We start from the raw sequence: 16,949 nt of genomic DNA, 5'->3' as shown, positions 1-16,949 counted from the left end.
GGCGCCGGGCGGCGCGAGCGTGATGATTCGGCCAGCGATTGCGCGAATCGTCATGATCCCCACACCAGATGCGCGACGGTGAAGATCACCAGCCCTGCGAGAGCGCCGACGATCGTGCCGTTCAAGCGGATGTACTGCAGGTCGCGGCCGACCATGAGCTCGATCTTCTCGGTGGTCTCTTCGGCATCCCACCGCTCCACGGTGTCGGTGATGATCGAGGCGATGTCGTGCCGATAACGACCGACGACGAAGACCGCCGCGTCGGTGACCCATCCGTCGACGCGCTTCTGCAGCGCAGCGTCGCGTTGCAGGCGGCCGCCGACCTCGGCCAGGGCGGCGGCGGCGCGGCGACGCAGAGCGCTCTCGGGGTCGGCGAGCGACCGCAACAGTCCGGCCTTGGCGGTGTTCCAGGCGTCGGCGGCGAGCTGCCGTACGCGCGGGCTGTCGAACACCGCGGCCTTGGCCTCTTCGAGGCGCACCATCGTCGCGGGATCGTGCTGCAGGCTGTCGGCGAGGCGGCCGAGGTAGCCGTCTATCGCCCCGCGTGCCTGGTGGCTCGGGTCGGCCCGCACGGCGTCGACGAACTGCACGGCCTCCCGATAGACGGTGTCGTCGACGAGGCGCGCCGCCATACTCGGGACCCACGACGGAAGCCGCCGCGAGACGAGCCCCTGGAACGTGTCGCGGTTGTTGCCGAGCCATACCGCGATGTTGTCGAGGGCGAGGTCGACGGCGCCGTGGTGGGCGCCCGAGCCGACGACGCGTTCGAGCCAGCCGCCGAGGGAGGGACCCCAGTCGGGCGAGAGCAGGTGCTCGCGGGCGAGGTCTTCGATCAAGCCCTGCACGTCGTCGTCGCTGAGCGCGGTGAGGACGCTCGAGGCGAGCGTCGCCCCCTCGGCCGCGACGCGATCGGCGTGGGCGGGGACGGCCAGCCAGGCTCCGGCGCGAGCCGACAGGGGCGTCGATTCGAGCTTGGTCCGTACGACGTCGCCCTCGAGGAAGTTCGTCTCGACGAACTCGCCCAACTGCCGCCCGATCTCGTCTTTGCGTCGGGGGATGATCGCCGTGTGGGGGATCGGCAGCCCGAGCGGGTGGCGGAACAGCGCGGTGACCGCGAACCAGTCGGCGAGGGCGCCGACCATGCCGCCCTCGGCCGCGGCCCGGACGTACTGCAACCACTCCACCTCGCGCTGCAGCGAGAACGAGACGGCGAAGACGATGGCCATCGCGAGGAGCGCGCCGAGGGCCACGCCCTTCATCACGCGGAGGGCGCGGCGGCGCTCCTGATCGGCCGGGCTCAGCGCGCGGGTGGGCGTGCGCGCCATCACGCGGTCACCGGCCCGAGCCAGGCGGCCGCGGCGGTCGAGTGGGCGGACTCGGAGTCGGAGGGGTGGAACATCCCGGCGAGCACGTCGCGGTACAGGCGGCTCAGTTCGTTGTGCGAGAAGTACGCCGAGCCGCCGCCGACGAGGATCGCGTCGTCGACGACCTCTTTCGCCATGGCGACCGCGCGGTACTTCACGCCGGAGAGCAGGGCGAACCACCGACCGCCGTGGTCGACCAGGGTGTCCACGTCGGAGGCCAGCGAGGCGAGCTGCGGCGGAAGCGCGTCGTAAGCGAGCGCCATGTCGGCCACACGCCACCGGATGTCGGGGTCGTTGGCGTACGTCGTGCCCGTCTTCTTCGACCGCCGCGAGGTCCCGGCTGCGACGGCCAGGTCGAGCGCACGTCGCGCGATGCCGGTGTACACCGAGGCCAAGAGGATCTCGAAGACGGCGAAGATGCCGAACACGAGCGGATCGGGCTGAGGGCCCGGGTCGATGCGACGCACGATGCGGTCGGCGGGAGCGTGGGCCCCGCGCAGTTCGGTCGTGCGGCTCTGCGTGCCGCGCATGCCCAGTGTGTCCCAGTCGTCGTGGGCGACGACGTCGTCGCTGCGGTCCAGGAACGCGAACACCATCTTCGGTCCGTCGGCCGATGTCTCGTCGAGCCCGTGCACGCCCAAGTGGTCCCACACGGGGGAGAGCGAGGTGAAGATCTTGGTCCCCGTGAACGTGTAGCCGCCGTCACCGTCGGGGCGGGCCTCGGTGTCGCTGCCGAAGAGCACGAGGTCGTTGCCGGCTTCGCTGATGCCGAAGGCGAAGACCTCTCCTGCCGCAGCGCCCCGCTGGACGTGCTCGAGATCGTTCAGGCCGCGGTCGCTCAAGACCTTCGCGACCCCCGTCCACACCAGATGCATGTTGACGGCCAGGGCGGTCGCCGGGGCCGCGCCCGCGAGACGCTGCTGCAGGAGCGACGCCTCGGCGAGGCTCAGCCCCGCGCCACCGAGGTCGGATGGCACCAGGATGCCGAGATACCCGGCCGCTCGGAGTTCGTCGAGGTCGTCGTGCGGGAAGGTGTTCTCGCGGTCGTGCTCGACGGCGCGCTCACGGATGCGCGCGAGCAGGTCGTCGGGCAGGTACCGAGCCGGGTCGAACGAGGTCATGGCATCCATTCTGCTCGGCACCGCCGACATTGCGTGCGGGGGTGGCATCGCGCCGCACATCGCGTATGCGCGGCGTCAGCGGAGGGCGTGCAGGACCGCCGCGACGGCGGCCTCGGGGCGATCGCGATGCGGGGAGTGCCCGGCGCCCTCGATGACGCCCATCGTCACGACCGGGTTCCGGAGCACCTCGGCCGCGAGCTCGCCCGTGAAGATCGAGTGCACGGCCGGGTCGGCGCCCACCACGTGCGTCGGCACCGTGAGAGAGGCCGCGGCGGAGCGCACGTCCCACACGGCGTTCTGCAGACTCGTCTGCTCGACCGCCCAGCGGCTCGCGCGCTGCGTCGCCCGCGCCTTCAACTCGACGTCGATCGGATGCCATTCGGGATGCACCGCGCGCACGGCCTCGATGCTCGGGTCGGCGAACGACTGCTCCTGGCCCACGCGTACGACCTCGCGGTCGTCCTCCGACAGGGCGATGGCCGGGTCGATGAGCACGAGCCGGCGGGTCCAAGCGGGACGCTGAGCCGCGGCGAGTGTCGACGACGCACCGCCGAGCGAGTGACCGACGACCGCGTCCCACGCACCGCCGCTTGAGGGCGTCGTGCCGATCAGATCCGCCGCGTACGACGACAGGCGGTAGTCGAGGGTGCGCGGGGCGTCACCGTGGCCGCGGAGGTCCACCGCGACCGCGTGCCACCCGGCGTCGGCCAGCGCCACGCCGTAGCGCCACATGAGCGCGCCGTCGGAACCGAGTCCGTGGGCGAGCAGCGCCTGCGGTCCGTGCGGGTCGCCCCACGACAGTCGGGGGAGGGTCACGGGTGTCGACATGGCATCCATCTTGCTCCGTCCACGCGGACGACAGGCGACCGGCCGTCACAGAACGCCCCCAGAATGGATGCCATGATCTCGACCGAGTTGGCCCAGGCCCTGCGTGAGGCGGGATTGGTGTGGCATCCGCTCTCCGGTGACCGCTTTCAGCTCGACGAGCCGGAGTTCGAGGCCGACGTCTTCACCGTGAGCGACATGACGGTGGAGCCGCGGGATTACCCCACCGGTCGGATCCTCGCTTTCAACGGCACGACGGAGTGGGCGCTCGACTCCGTCGCCACCGAAGACGCTCTCTGGCTGCCCTCGGAATCCCAGTTGCGCGAGATGCTGCGCTCGACCTTCCGCTCTCTGCGACGTCTCTCCGACACCTACGAGGTCGAGATCTCGGTCGGCGGCTCGACCCTGGTGTTCGACCACCCGGCACCGGCGGACGCGTACGCGCTCGCGGTGCTCGAGCTCTTGCGGCGCACGCACTGACCCACGGCTCGGGCGGTTCGGGTGCGGGATGCCGATCGCCCCGGCATCCGCTCAGGTGATGGTGTGCACCGGCTCGGTGTCGGGGATGGGGCTCGCATCTCGGTGCCGCAGATCCGGGAAGCCGCGCACGAACACCGCGGCGACCACGAAGCCGACCAGGGCGAAGCCTGCGGCGGCGATGTACGCACCGGTGGGGCCGACGCCGTCGACGAGGAAGCCGGCCACCGCGGAGCCCGCGGCGGCACCGATGAGCTGGCCGGTACCGATCCAGCCGTAGGCCTCGGCGGTCTCGCTGAAGCGGACGCTGGCAGAGGTCATCGCGAACATCACCGCGAGGGCCGGCGCGATACCGGCGCCGGCGACGAGGAGGGTGGCGCCGATCCACCACGCGTTGAGCGAGAAGATCGTGAGCGAGAGACCGAGGGCCACGATCGCGAAGCGGCGCGCCATGGCCCAGGGGCCGATGGGGATGTGACCGAACGACAGTCCGCCGGCGAGACTGCCGACGGCGAAGACGGCGAGGATGAGGCCGGCCTCGAGGCCGCCGTGGTCGAAGGTGGCCACGACGCCCGCCTCGACGGCCGAGCAGGCGCCGATGAGGAGGAAGCCGGTCGCGGTGGCGAGGATGACCGGCGGCTTGGCGAGCACGCGGCCGAGGCCGCGGCGGCTGCGCGGGATGCGCACGCGGCCGACCTCGGGACTGAGGATGAACCACGCCCCGCCCCCGAGAAGGATGATCACGACGAGGAGCAGACCCGGGACGGTGCCGACCTGCGTTGCGACCAGGGTGATGAGCACGGGCGCGAGGACCCAGATGATCTCTTGCAGCGACGCGTCGAGCGAGTACAGCGGGGTGAGCCGCTGGGAGTTGACCATCTTGGGATAGATGGTGCGGACGGCCGACTGCACCGGAGGGGTCGACAAGCCGGCGATGAGGCCGAGCACCATGTAGAGGGGCAGCGGCATCTCGATGAGGGCGAGGGTTGCGATCGCGGCCGCGCACACGAGAAGCGTCACGGTGAGGACGCGCCGCATACCCCAGATGCCCATCCAGCGACTGGTGACCGGGCCCGCGACGGCCTGGCCGATGCTCGTGGCGGCCAGCACCAGCCCCGCCGCTCCGTAGGAACCCGTGACGTGTTCGATGTGGAGGAGCACCGCGAGGCTGGTCATGCCGTTGGGGAAACGCGCCGTCAACTGTGCGGCGATGATGCGCCCCACGCCAGGGGTTTTGAGGAGTTCGCGGTAGCCGGCCACCGGATAACGCTACAGCCGACCTCCGACATGCGCCGAGGCGTCCTCGTACCGGCTCGCCGCGACACGCCGCGACACGCCCTCGGGCGAATTTGCTCGCCTGTGCAATGTCGGACCCCCCGTCTACCGTCCGACCTGTGGACAGACATCGACCGGTCCCGCCAAATCCGCGGAATCGCGCCCGTCGACAACGTTCCGGAAGGGGTGCGATCTGTGGATGAAATCGTGGACAACCTGTGTTGTACATGGGGAGAGACGGTGGAAAATCACATCGCTGTAACTACTACCCCTTGTGGTGCCTTCCGATGTCCGTCCCCATATGTAGTATTGAGGTCCCGGCTGGCCCTGCCCGGCCGAACACAGATTTTCCAGGGGAGAGAGAGAACGACATGGCGATCACGGTCTACACCAAGCCGTCCTGCGTCCAGTGCACCGCGACCTACCGTGCGCTCGACTCGAAGGGCATCGAGTACAACGTGCTCGACCTGTCCGAAGACCCGTCGGCGCTCGAGCAGGTCAAGTCGCTCGGGTACCTTCAGGCACCCGTCGTCGTCACCGACGAGGACCACTGGTCGGGCTTCCGTCCCGACAAGATCGACGAGCTCGCTTCGCGCCTCGCGTGATCCGGCGACAGGCTCTCAGACCTCCGTCATGAGCACTGTCTTGTCGGCGACCGAAGCCCCGCTGCTGGTCTACTTCTCGAGCGTGTCGGGCAACACCGCACGTTTCATCGAGAAGCTCGGCAAGCGGGCCGTGCGCATTCCGCTCCGGCCGACCGATCCGCCCCTTCACATCGACGAACCCTTCGTGCTGGTCACCCCTACTTACGGTGGGGGTGCCGGTCGGGGCGTTGGGAAGGGCGCGGTCCCCAAGCAGGTCATCCGATTCCTCAACGAGGAGCGGAACCGACGCAACATCCGCGGTGTCATCGCCGCGGGAAACACGAACTTCGGCGACGCGTTCTGCCTCGCCGGCGACATCATCGCGCGCAAATGCGGGGTGCCGCACCTGTACCGGCTGGAAGTTTTCGGCACCCCCGACGATGTCGAGCGGGTCAACGAGGGATTGGAACGATGGTGGAAGTTGAGCTGACCGACGTGGACTTCAAGACCGAAGCGCGGTTCGAGGGGCTGGATTACCACGCCCTCAACGCGATGCTGAATCTGTACGACGCGGACGGCAAGATCCAGTTCGACGCCGACAAGCGTGCCGCACGCGAGTACTTCCTGCAGCACGTGAACCAGAACACGGTGTTCTTCCACTCGCTCAAGGAGCGTCTCGACTACCTCGTCGAGAAGGAGTACTACGAGCCGACCGTGCTCGAGAAGTACTCGATGGACTTCATCCAGGAGCTCAACGACCGTGCCTACGGCGCGAAGTTCCGCTTCGAGACCTTCCTCGGCGCGTTCAAGTACTACACGAGCTACACGCTCAAGACCTTCGACGGAAAGCGCTACCTCGAGCGCTTCGAGGACCGCGTCGTCATGACCGCCCTCGCCCTCGCCGACGGCGACCCCCGTCTCGCCGTCCAGCTGGTCGACGAGATCATCTCGGGCCGCTTCCAGCCGGCCACCCCCACCTTCCTCAACGCGGGCAAGGCGCAGCGCGGCGAGCTCGTGTCGTGCTTCCTGCTCCGCATCGAAGACAACATGGAGTCGATCGCTCGCGGCATCAACTCCGCTCTGCAGCTGTCGAAGCGCGGCGGCGGCGTGGCCCTGCTGCTGTCGAACATCCGCGAGGCGGGTGCTCCGATCAAGCAGATCGAGAACCAGTCTTCCGGCATCATCCCCGTCATGAAGCTGCTCGAAGACAGCTTCAGCTACGCCAACCAGCTCGGCGCGCGTCAGGGTGCCGGCGCGGTGTACCTCAACGCCCACCACCCCGACATCCTGCGCTTCCTCGACACCAAGCGCGAGAACGCCGACGAGAAGATCCGCATCAAGACGCTGTCGCTGGGTGTCGTCATCCCCGACATCACATTCGAACTCGCCAAGAACGGCGAGGACATGTACCTCTTCTCGCCGTACGACGTCGAGAAGGTCTACGGCAAGCCGTTCGGCGACATCTCGGTCACCGAGAAGTACCGCGAGATGGTCGACGACCCCCGCATCAAGAAGACGAAGATCAACGCGCGCGAGTTCTTCCAGACCCTCGCCGAGATCCAGTTCGAGTCGGGCTACCCGTACATCATGTTCGAGGACACGGTGAACAAGGCCAACCCGATCGCCGGTCGCATCAACATGTCGAACCTGTGCTCGGAGATCCTGCAGGTCAACACGCCGACCACGTACAACGAGGACCTCTCGTACGACACCATCGGCAAGGACATCTCCTGCAACCTCGGCTCGATGAACATCGCTCTCGCGATGGACGGCGGCGACCTCGGCCTCACGGTCGAGACCGCGATCCGCGCCCTCACCGCCGTCAGCGTGCAGAGCCACATCGCCTCGGTCCGCTCGATCGAAGACGGCAACGACCGCTCGCACGCCATCGGCCTCGGCCAGATGAACCTGCACGGCTACCTCGCTCGTGAGCACGTCTACTACGGCTCCGAAGAGGGCATCGACTTCACGAACATCTACTTCTACACGGTGCTGTTCCACGCGCTGCGTGCGTCGAACCGCCTTGCGATCGAGCGCGGCACCGCGTTCGACGGCTTCGAGAACTCCACCTACGCGTCGGGCGAGTTCTTCGACAAGTACACCGACCAGGTGTGGGCGCCCGAGACGGCCAAGGCCAAGGAGCTGTTCGCGAACGTCCAGATCCCCACGCAGGACGACTGGCGCGAGCTCAAGGCGTCGGTGCAGGCGCACGGTATCTACAACCAGAACCTGCAGGCGGTGCCCCCGACCGGCTCGATCTCGTACATCAACAACTCGACGAGCTCGATCCACCCGATCGCCTCGAAGATCGAGATCCGCAAGGAAGGCAAGCTCGGTCGCGTCTACTACCCGGCTCCGTTCATGACGAACGAGAACCTGGAGTACTACCAGGACGCCTACGAGATCGGCTACGAGAAGGTCATCGACACGTACGCCGCCGCGACGCAGCACGTCGACCAGGGCCTGTCGCTGACGCTGTTCTTCAAGGACACCGTCACCACCCGCGACATCAACAAGGCCCAGATCTACGCGTGGCGCAAGGGCATCAAGACCATCTACTACATCCGTCTGCGTCAGCTGGCGCTCGAGGGCACCGACATGACCGAGTGCGTCTCGTGCATGCTCTGAGCCACTGACACCTCATCGATCAAGGACACAGGAACGACATGGCTGAGAAGCTGCAGTTGCTGAACCACGTGCAGGCCATCAACTGGAACCGCATCCAGGACGACAAGGACCTCGAGGTCTGGAACCGTCTCGTGAACAACTTCTGGCTGCCCGAGAAGGTGCCGCTGTCGAACGACATCCAGTCGTGGAACACGCTCACCCCCGAGGAGCAGACGCTCACGATGCGCGTGTTCACGGGGCTCACGCTCCTCGACACCATCCAGGGCACGGTCGGCGCCGTCTCGCTCATCCCCGACGCGATCACCCCGCACGAGGAAGCCGTCTACACGAACATCGCGTTCATGGAGTCGGTGCATGCGAAGAGCTACTCGTCGATCTTCTCGACGCTGTGCTCGACGAAGGAGATCGACGAGGCCTTCCGCTGGTCGACCGAGAACGAGTTCCTTCAGAAGAAGGCGCGCATCGTCATGGACTACTACCGTGGCGATGACCCGCTCAAGCGCAAGGTCGCCTCGACCCTGCTCGAGTCGTTCCTGTTCTACTCGGGCTTCTACCTGCCGATGCACTGGTCGAGCCGCGCCAAGCTCACCAACACGGCCGACCTGATCCGCCTCATCATCCGCGACGAGGCCGTCCACGGGTACTACATCGGCTACAAGTTCCAGCGCGGTCTCGAGACGGTCGACCAGGCCCGTCGCGACGACATCAAGGACTACACGTTCTCGCTGATGTACGAGCTCTACGACAACGAGGTGGGCTACACGCAGAGCCTGTACGACTCGGTCGGACTCAGCGAAGACGTGAAGAAGTTCCTTCACTACAACGCGAACAAGGCGCTCATGAACCTCGGCTACGAGGCGATGTTCCCCGCGTCGGTCACGAACGTGAACCCCGCGATCCTCTCGGCCCTGTCGCCGAACGCCGACGAGAACCACGACTTCTTCAGTGGCTCGGGTTCGTCGTACGTCATCGGCAAGGCCGAGGCGACCGAGGACGACGACTGGGACTTCTGAGTCACCGCGGGCTGTGTGGGAAGTGAACGCTGCTGATGGTCGATTCGAGTCGAGATCGGTTCACAAAGATGGTCGCGGACGACTACGTCCGCCGGCAATACAACCGTCAGTATGCCGCTTTCAGTCATAGTGATGGCTCGTCCAGTCTTCTGGAGAATCGATCCTTGGAGCATCCACAGACCGCGGACCTCGAGGTGGGTGGCCGCGTCACGATCCCGATGACTGTTGCGTTCCTCGATCTCTCCAATTTCACTCGCCGCACATTCTGGGACGATCTCGACGATGTGGTTGATCTCGCACACGCGGTATTGACGGGCTTCATCGATACCGTCGACCGTTTCGGAGGCCATCCACTCGGACTTCGTGGCGATGGGTTGTTTGTAGGGTTCGGCGGAAATCCGGCGTTTGCCTCCGCTATGGCGTTAGGCGCGTGTGCGAGTGCGCTAGACGCGGTAGAAAATGGAGTCAATTCCTGGCTCGAGGATCGGCAGATGGAACCCATTCAAGCCCGTGCTGGCCTAGACGCAGGAGAGATTTCTTTTGTGCGGACAGGGAACTCGCAGCACAGCGAGGTAAACGCTCTCGGGTTCGCGGCTAATTTCGCGGCGAAGTGCGAGAAGGTGGCAAATTCCTGGGAGATCGTCGTCGGCGAAGGTGTGGCTAGTTGCTTGCCTGATTATCGTTTCTTTTCGCAGCATCCGGACTCTCCGAAGAAATACACTCGATTCGGAGCGAGCAAATACTACCGGTTCTACGATTTCGCTTGGCGTCGGGCGCTGCCGCACCTGAGCGGAGTCCCTGAGCAACTGCTGGGTACATCAACAAGCCAAGTTCGATCGAGTTAGGATTGCAATGAGTCTTCCATCGCTTCTTAGTCACTTCGGTATCGATGATCAGCGCTTCGTTACCTCCACCGGACGAGTCATCTTCGACGGCGTGACCAAATCTCCTCTCGGGCAACGCCACTCCCACCCGGAATACGGCGTGGTGACGCCCGTTGAAACCCACCGATTCCATGGCGACGAGCCCGAGCCGCAGGATGGAGGGGCGGACGGTGCGTGGTGGGCGGACGAAGCAGAACTCGAACGTCACGACTCTGCAGTTCGTGCCGCTTTCCCGGGTTTCACGCGCGTGGAGGGTCACGAGTCCGAGCCGCCAGTCTGGGTGGGAACCCTCGATACCGGTCGTGGGAAATTCACGATTGCCGTCTTCACTCGGTGGGACCGAGAGCTGCCGTCAGTGACTATTCTCAAGGGGCAGAAACCAGGTGTCGCAACCGGACGTTCCTGGGTTCCGTCACCGCACCTCTATCTCAATGGCGCGCTTTGCATCGCGGATCGCACCGATTGGAAGCCCGCGGAGCACACCGTTGCAACCGCCATCACTTGGTCAGCTCACTGGCTCGCTGCGTACACGGAGTGGCGCATGATTCGCCGGTGGCCCGTTGACGGTGCGCAAGCACGTGCGGCGTAAACCTGGTCGGGTTGGCGACGAAGGGAGTTTGCAGGCCCTGGATCATGCGGCTAATTGGGTCAGGTTTGCCGACACAAAGGCCACAATCCTAACGGCGGCGTTCGGGGTCGTCACGACTTTGCTTATGAATAATATCGCGCTGATCGTTCAGGCCGCTATGAGTGGTGAGTCGGCGTCTATTGGATTCGGATCAGCGGTGGTGGCGGCGGCGGTAGCGTTTTTCGCGACCCTTGGTTGGCTTCTTGCGGCGTTGCTGCCGCGCCGCGGTGGGCCGGTGACGCTAAATCGTTTCTCGTGGCCGTCCTTGATCTCCGCCAGTCCTGAACTGTTGGAAGATCATGCCCAACGGGTAACTGTCGGATACGACGCGCGCGAGCAGTCGATAACGCTGGCCAAAATTGCAAACGCAAAATTTGGAGCGTGTCATAATGCCGCTATTTGGTTTGGCGTATTTGTTATCATTGTGGCCTTGACTGTGGGAATGGCCGCTGTCGCGACCTCATGCTGTTCTCCGTCTTCTTGATCGCTTCGGTTGGGCCCGGCAATCCAGGGCAGCGCGCGGCGCTTCCGAGGAAATATAGCGTCACCGCGAACGTCGGCAATCGCGCATTCAGGCTCAGCCACGAGTGAGCAGATCGCCATGCGGCCTGGTGAACAGCTTGGTCGCCGCTCTTTCGCCAACGGCGGGCTCAGCCCGGCCATTCCCGCCGTTCGAGCGCGCCGAGCAGCACCTCGGCCGCCGAGCCCTCCATGGCGCGGACCCAGCGCTGCGTCTCGGACCCGCTGCCCGAGACTGTCCGCCCGCGTTCGCCGCGTTCGAGCCGCACGTCGACGTGGCCCGAAGCGACGCTCACTCCGCGCAGCGCCCCCGCGGCCACCATCGCGGCGAGCGGATCGTGCAGCGCGCAGCGCCGGTCGGGGAAGACCCCGGCGTAGAAGTCGAGGTAGGCCGGCAACATGCGGGCCAGCGCGCGGGGGAGCGCCCCCGGGATCGCTTCGAGACGCACGAGGTCGGCGGCATCCAGGGTCTGCGTCATGGTGACGTCGAGGGGGACGAGGGTGGTGTCCCAGTCCTGCGCGAAGACGACGGCGGCAGCTTCGGGGTCGTTGTGGATGTTGGCCTCGGCCCACGCGGTGACGTTGCCCGAGTGGGCGAAGGCGCCGCCCATCACGACGAGGTGGTCGAACCGCGCGACCCCGGGCGCCTCGGCGTAGGCCGCGAGATTGGTCAGGGGGCCGAGGGCGAGGACGGTGAGGTCCGGATGCCGTGACGCCACGTGGTCGATCAGCTCGACGGCGGCGCGGGCGTCGTGCGCGCGGACCGCGGCGGCCAGGGCGATACCGCCGAGCCCGTCGTCACCGTGCACGTGCGGAGCTCCGCCCGCGTAGTCGCGAGCGCGGAAATCGTGCGCGCCGATCGCGACGGGGATGTCGTCTTCGCCGGCGAGCTCGAACAGCGACAGGGTGTTGGCGGCGGCGCGGGCGGCATCCGTGTTCCCGGAGACGGTCGTGACGCCGACGACCTCGACGGAGGGCTCGGTCAGCAGGTAGGCGAGGGCCAGGGCGTCGTCGATGCCGGTGTCGCAGTCGACGAGGATCGGGCGGCGGTTCATGCGGGGACTCCGTACGTGTCGAGGGCGTCGAGCGCCGGTTGCGAGGCGTCGTCGGCGACGGCGGCGGATCCTACGGCGCACGCGCGGGAGAGGGCGTCGGCTTCGGCGTCTCCGCGGAGCAGTCCGACGACGAGAGCCGCGCAGAACGCGTCGCCCGCGCCGACGGTGTTGCGAACGGTCGTGGGCACTCCCGCGGCCGAAGCCACGAGCTCGCCGCGCCGGTAGAGTCGCGCACCCTCGGCACCGAGCGTCACGCAGAGCAGAGGGGCGGCGTGCACCTCGGGCAGCTGCGCGTACTCGGTCTCGTTGACGATCACGAGGTCGCACCGCTCGAGCACCTCGGCGGGCAGCGGCCGGGCGGGGGCGGCGTTGACCGCCAGGAAGCCCGCAGCGCGCGCGGCGGCCGTGACGACGGCATCCGACACCTCCAACTGCAGCAGGACCGCAGCTCCCGGTTCGATGCCGAGCGCATCCGCGCCGATGGCGGCGTTCGCCCCCGCGCACACGACGATCGAGTTCTCGCCCGTCGCATCGACGACGATGAGGGCGGTTCCGGTCGCGGCGTCCGTGGTTTGCACCCCCGAGGCGTCGACCCCGATCGCGGCGAAGCGGTCCCGGATACCGCGACCGTCGGCGTCGTCGCCGACGGCGCCGATGAGCCGGACGTCGGCGCCGAGGCGGGCAGCGGCAACCGCCTGATTGGCCCCCTTGCCTCCGGGGCCGCGGTCGAGGACGCCGTCGGCGACGGTTTCGCCGGGGCCGGGGGAGCGGCGGACGCGGGCGGTGAGGTCGACGTTGATGGCGCCGACGACCGTGAGTGGGGCAGAGATGGCGGGGCCTTCCGATCAGTGCAGCAGGAGGTTCGCGGCGATGAGCAGCGGCGATACGAGGGCCGCGCCCACGGCGGTGCTCACGAACGGGAACGGGGTGTAGCCGGTGGGCATGGGGCGCTCAGCCTCTCGCGGAGCGGCGGCGCAGGCCCGCCGACACGATCGCGACGAGGGTTCCGACGGCGACGCCGATGACCGTCTCGATCACGCGGTCGCGCAGCAGCATGTCGGGGGCGACGGGGGAGGCGAGCGACACCATGAGCAGAGCCAGCGGGGTGATGAAGAGCATCGCGATGCCGTAGTTGCGGCCGACGAACAGCTCGGCACCCGCCTGCAGGGCGACCGCGACGAGCAGCACGACCCACGGGGGCAGGTCGAGAGCGAGCAGCCCCGCGGCGATCAGCACGCCCAGGAGCGTTCCGACCAGTCGCTGCACGCCACGGATGAGTCGCGCGGTGACGTGTGCTCCGCCGACGGCGGCGACGGCGCCGACCATCGCCCAGTACCAGTGCGTCCCGATGAGCAGGGCCCCGGCGATGCCGGCGACGAGAGCGGCGACGCCGACGGTCGCCGTCATCTCCCACGCGACCGAGCCGATGGGCGGTCGCGTGCGAGCCGGGCGCCGCCACGAGCCGCGCCGCGCGAGGACGAACGCGCAGGTCACGAGCAGGCTCCACAGCACGCTTGCGCCGCCGACGACGAGCACGGTGAGGAACGTCGCGCCGGTGGCGGGGAAGCTTGCGGTGGCTCCCGCGGCGAAGACGGCGAAGAGCGCGCCGGGCGGATGCCACTGGGCGCGGTAGGCGAAGAGGGTGACGGCCGCGGCGAGGACAGCGACGACGGCGACGCTCGCCATGGCGGGGGTGGAGAGGGCCGAGAGGGCGGTCCCGACGAGCATGCACGAGACCAGGACCGTACCCGCCACGGCCTGCATGCGCACGCGCGTGCGAGGGAGGTCGGTGCGACCGTAGAGCGCGGCGAAAGCCCCGAAGCTCGCGTAGACGCTCAGGTCGAGGCGGCCGAGCGCCAGGAGCACGAGAAGCGGGACACCGACGCTCACCACGGCACGCAGAGCCACGCGGTGATCCCCGCGGTGCGGTCCCACGCGGATGACCCCGGTCCACACGCGCCCCCGGGATTCCGCCATCCCTCCAGCCTACGCTCCAGGATCGCGGGCGCCGGGCGTCCCGCGGGGGAGCCGGACCCTCGGGGGGAGAGGCGACGGTGCCCGGAGGGATGCCGAGACGTCAAGGGCGTGGCATCCCTCGCTCGATCTGATGGGGTGGAGCGATGGATGCCGAACGCGAGAAGCCCCCGATCGAGCCCGGCCCCGAGCCCGACACGTCGACGGCCGCGGAGGGGACGAGGTCGGATCCCTCGCTGGATGAGGACGATCAGCCGATCGAGTGACGTCTCGACGTCGAACGGTGAGCCGGTCAGCGGCGAGACGTTCTGCGTAGGGTGGAAGGCCCCGACTCGAACGAGGAGAGACGTGTTCCGCACGCCCCTGACCCTGTTTCGCACCCTCGCGATCGCCGAGGCGGTCTCGTGGACGCTCCTGATCGGAGGGTTGATCCTGCGCGCCGTCGCGGACCTGCCGATCGCGGTGTCGATCGGCGGGGGGATCCACGGCTTCGTGTTCCTGGCCTACGGCGCGACCGCCGTGCTCGTGGCGCTGAACCAGCGCTGGGGCCTCGGTCCCACCGCCCTCGCGGTGGTCAGCGCCGTGATCCCGTACGCCACGATCCCCACCGAGATCTGGCTCCACCGCACCGGACGTCTGCGCGGCGCGTGGCGCCTCGACGACAGCGGCGACCCCCGCGATCGGCGCCCGCTCGACCGGTTGCTGCGATTCTTCCTCCGGCGACCGTGGGCCCTCGCGGTGGCGCTCGTGGCGGTCGTCGTGGTCGTGTTCGTCGTGCTGCTCACCGTCGGCCCTCCCGGCGGCAAGGGCTGACGACGGGCTCCCCGTCAGCGCACGAAGATGCGCACGCTCGCGGGGACGATCCGACAGGTCGCGGTGAAGGTCTCGACCGACCCGGACAGGGTGGCCGTCGCCCTCCCCGCCCCGAGGAACGCGACCGTGCCGTCGTGCGCGTGGACACTGGGCGAGCGGTCCGAGAAGTGGCGCATCTCGCCGCCCGAGCCGCTCGCGAAGGCGAGGTCGAACTCGACGGCGACGATCGGGCCCGTCTCGGAACTCACGCGCCAGTCGATCGCGGCGAGCCCTCCGCCCCGGCTCGTCATCGTCAGCGTCGCCGACCCGCACTCCTCACCGCCCACGCTCTCCGTGCGCAGAGGCTCGGCCGGGGGCGTGGTGGCGGCACCGCAGAGATCGATCCCGTGCAGGCGGGCGTAGCCGCGGCCGTTGTCGGTGATGCTCGAGCAGTCCGCCAGGAGCGGGGCCGTGAGGGCGTCGGAGAGCGGATCGGCGCGCACGCTGCCGGTTGCGGGTGCTCCGGAGGCGGGAGGGGCGGGCGGCAACGCCGTCGCCAGGGCCGCGACGACCAGGAGCGCGGGAACGGCGGTTCGGATCCGCACGGCGCACCTCCTCGTCGACGTCGATCGAAATCTACGCGCGGAACGCGGTGGACGCCACGACTCGACGCGGATCGGGTCAGCGCTTCGTCGAGACGGTGACGGTGAACTTGCGATCGCGCGCCACCTGGCGGGTCGGACCGACCAGCCGCTCCAGCGCCGCGCGGTACCGCAGCGAGGAATTCCACACCGTCCACAGCTCGCCGCCCGGCTCGAGCACCCGAGCCGCGTCGGCGAACATGCGGGGAGCGAGACCCTCGTTGATGGCGGCACCCGCGTGGAACGGGGGGTTGAGGGCGATGAACGAGGCCGAGGCATCCGGTTGCGACCGGAGGACGTCGTCGCGAACCACGCTCACGCGATCGGCCACGCCGTTGGCCTCTGCCGTGGCCCGCGCCGAGGCGACGGCGACCGCGGACTGGTCGCACGCGACCACACGGACGGAGGGATGCCGCACGGCCAGGGCCGCGGCCACCACGCCCGTCCCGCAGGCGAGGTCGATCGCCCGGTCTCCGCGCGGGGCGGGCAGCTGGGCGAGCATCAGGCGCGTGCCGATGTCGATCGACGCGCCCGCGAAGGCGCCGCCGAACGCACGGACCCGGATGCCGTCGATCTCGGCCCCCTCCGGCTCGGGGACCGTGCCGTCGTGTGGGCCGCGGGCGGTGAGGACGCGGGACTTCTGCCGCGCGTGCGAGACGTCCACGTGGTCGAAGAAGCGCCGCAGCACGTCGTTCATCGACACCGTCATGTGCTTCAGCCGGCCACCCGCGACCACGACGACGTCGGGGTGCGCGTGCAGCGCGATGAGTCCGGCGATGTCGGACAGCGCGTGAAGCGAGCGGGGGAGGCGCAGAAGGACGACGCTGGCGCCGGTGAGCAGGTGCGCGTCGAGCGAATGAGAGACGAAGGAGTCCTCGAGGCTCGGCATCGCGGGCGTTGCGCGCGAGGGCTTCCTCGCCCAGCAGCTCGTCTTGATGGACCCGGATGCCCCGGGCTCCGGCATCCGCCGCCGCCAGGGTCAGTGCCCCGTAGGAGTCGCCGACCACGACGAGCTCTCCCTCACCGAGCGCGGCACGCACGTCGGCGGATTCGTCCAGGATCAGACGATCGGCGGCATCGACGGCCACGAGGTCGGGACCCTCGAGATCGGGGCGGCGACGCAGGGCATCGAACGAGAAAGGCACCGGACCACGCTACCCGGGGGTGAC

Annotated in this window: 17 protein-coding genes and 1 pseudogene; 9 read left to right on the top strand and 9 right to left on the bottom strand. The window is 68.1% G+C overall.

Annotated features, from left to right (window positions below):
- Positions 1-50 precede the first annotated feature (50 nt).
- The 3 genes from OVA17_RS00470 to OVA17_RS00460 form a co-directional block, all read right to left on the bottom strand.
- On the bottom strand, positions 51-1,325 hold the full coding sequence (locus OVA17_RS00470) for a DUF445 domain-containing protein (RefSeq protein WP_210073934.1): 1,275 nt from the start codon (positions 1,323-1,325) through the stop codon (positions 51-53).
- Entirely contained in the window at positions 1,325-2,485 is a 1,161-nt protein-coding gene (locus OVA17_RS00465) for an acyl-CoA dehydrogenase family protein (protein ID WP_267787545.1), read from the bottom strand. The genes OVA17_RS00470 and OVA17_RS00465 overlap by 1 nt, the downstream gene beginning before the upstream one ends.
- 75 nt (positions 2,486-2,560) lie before the next feature.
- Positions 2,561-3,313: an alpha/beta fold hydrolase gene (locus OVA17_RS00460; RefSeq protein WP_267787544.1), complete on the bottom strand. Its 753-nt coding sequence runs from the start codon at positions 3,311-3,313 to the stop codon at positions 2,561-2,563.
- Between the two features lie 72 nt (positions 3,314-3,385).
- Between OVA17_RS00460 and OVA17_RS00455 the strand changes: the two genes are divergently transcribed.
- On the top strand, positions 3,386-3,790 hold the full coding sequence (locus OVA17_RS00455; protein ID WP_210073940.1) for a pilus assembly protein CpaE: 405 nt from the start codon (positions 3,386-3,388) through the stop codon (positions 3,788-3,790).
- Between the two features lie 51 nt (positions 3,791-3,841).
- On the opposite strand, the gene OVA17_RS00450 is transcribed toward OVA17_RS00455, so the two are convergent.
- Positions 3,842-5,047, bottom strand: a complete 1,206-nt coding sequence (locus OVA17_RS00450; RefSeq protein ID WP_267787543.1) for an MFS transporter — start codon at positions 5,045-5,047, stop codon at positions 3,842-3,844.
- Between the two features lie 386 nt (positions 5,048-5,433).
- Between OVA17_RS00450 and nrdH the strand changes: the two genes are divergently transcribed.
- The 7 genes from nrdH (at position 5,434) to OVA17_RS00415 (ending at position 11,283) form a co-directional block, all read left to right on the top strand.
- Entirely contained in the window at positions 5,434-5,667 is a 234-nt protein-coding gene (nrdH, locus tag OVA17_RS00445; protein WP_058625194.1) for a glutaredoxin-like protein NrdH, read from the top strand.
- A gap of 28 nt (positions 5,668-5,695) precedes the next feature.
- Positions 5,696-6,136 (top strand): class Ib ribonucleoside-diphosphate reductase assembly flavoprotein NrdI, encoded by a 441-nt coding sequence (nrdI, locus tag OVA17_RS00440; protein ID WP_267787542.1) that lies wholly within the window; start codon positions 5,696-5,698, stop codon positions 6,134-6,136.
- The gene (gene nrdE / locus OVA17_RS00435; RefSeq protein WP_210073944.1) at positions 6,118-8,274 is read left to right on the top strand and encodes a class 1b ribonucleoside-diphosphate reductase subunit alpha; all 2,157 of its coding nucleotides are present in this window, start codon (positions 6,118-6,120) and stop codon (positions 8,272-8,274) included. The genes nrdI and nrdE overlap by 19 nt, the downstream gene beginning before the upstream one ends.
- A 38-nt stretch (positions 8,275-8,312) precedes the next feature.
- Positions 8,313-9,287 (top strand): class 1b ribonucleoside-diphosphate reductase subunit beta, encoded by a 975-nt coding sequence (nrdF, locus tag OVA17_RS00430; protein WP_074696716.1) that lies wholly within the window; start codon positions 8,313-8,315, stop codon positions 9,285-9,287.
- A 68-nt stretch (positions 9,288-9,355) separates the two neighbouring features.
- Positions 9,356-10,132, top strand: a complete 777-nt coding sequence (locus OVA17_RS00425; protein ID WP_267787541.1) for an adenylate/guanylate cyclase domain-containing protein — start codon at positions 9,356-9,358, stop codon at positions 10,130-10,132.
- Between the two features lie 7 nt (positions 10,133-10,139).
- The gene (locus OVA17_RS00420) at positions 10,140-10,760 is read left to right on the top strand and encodes a hypothetical protein (protein WP_267787540.1); all 621 of its coding nucleotides are present in this window, start codon (positions 10,140-10,142) and stop codon (positions 10,758-10,760) included.
- Between the two features lie 28 nt (positions 10,761-10,788).
- Complete coding sequence (locus tag OVA17_RS00415) at positions 10,789-11,283, top strand: hypothetical protein (RefSeq protein WP_267787539.1); 495 nt, start codon at positions 10,789-10,791, stop codon at positions 11,281-11,283.
- A 166-nt stretch (positions 11,284-11,449) separates the two neighbouring features.
- Here the strand turns inward: OVA17_RS00415 and OVA17_RS00410 are convergent, their stop codons facing one another.
- From OVA17_RS00410 to OVA17_RS00400, 3 genes are all read right to left on the bottom strand, one after another.
- Positions 11,450-12,373: a nucleoside hydrolase gene (locus OVA17_RS00410; protein ID WP_267787538.1), complete on the bottom strand. Its 924-nt coding sequence runs from the start codon at positions 12,371-12,373 to the stop codon at positions 11,450-11,452.
- A complete protein-coding gene (locus OVA17_RS00405) occupies positions 12,370-13,203 on the bottom strand; it encodes a ribokinase (protein WP_267789329.1) in 834 nt (277 codons plus the stop codon). The genes OVA17_RS00410 and OVA17_RS00405 overlap by 4 nt, the downstream gene beginning before the upstream one ends.
- 121 nt (positions 13,204-13,324) lie before the next feature.
- Positions 13,325-14,350, bottom strand: coding sequence for an FUSC family protein (locus tag OVA17_RS00400; protein WP_267787537.1), 1,026 nt, complete (start codon positions 14,348-14,350; stop codon positions 13,325-13,327).
- A 345-nt stretch (positions 14,351-14,695) separates the two neighbouring features.
- Between OVA17_RS00400 and OVA17_RS00395 the strand changes: the two genes are divergently transcribed.
- The gene (locus OVA17_RS00395; protein ID WP_267787536.1) at positions 14,696-15,160 is read left to right on the top strand and encodes a DUF3817 domain-containing protein; all 465 of its coding nucleotides are present in this window, start codon (positions 14,696-14,698) and stop codon (positions 15,158-15,160) included.
- A gap of 14 nt (positions 15,161-15,174) precedes the next feature.
- Here OVA17_RS00395 and OVA17_RS00390 read toward each other — a convergent pair whose 3' ends face one another.
- Both OVA17_RS00390 and OVA17_RS00385 read right to left on the bottom strand, forming a co-directional pair.
- On the bottom strand, positions 15,175-15,744 hold the full coding sequence (locus tag OVA17_RS00390; RefSeq protein ID WP_267787535.1) for a hypothetical protein: 570 nt from the start codon (positions 15,742-15,744) through the stop codon (positions 15,175-15,177).
- A 76-nt stretch (positions 15,745-15,820) separates the two neighbouring features.
- A pseudogene (locus OVA17_RS00385) lies at positions 15,821-16,925 on the bottom strand (class I SAM-dependent methyltransferase).
- Positions 16,926-16,949: the final 24 nt, after the last annotated feature.

The organism is Microbacterium sp. SL75 (assembly GCF_026625865.1).
Lineage (GTDB): Bacteria > Actinomycetota > Actinomycetes > Actinomycetales > Microbacteriaceae > Microbacterium.
This window is presented reverse-complemented; position numbering and strand designations above follow the sequence as displayed.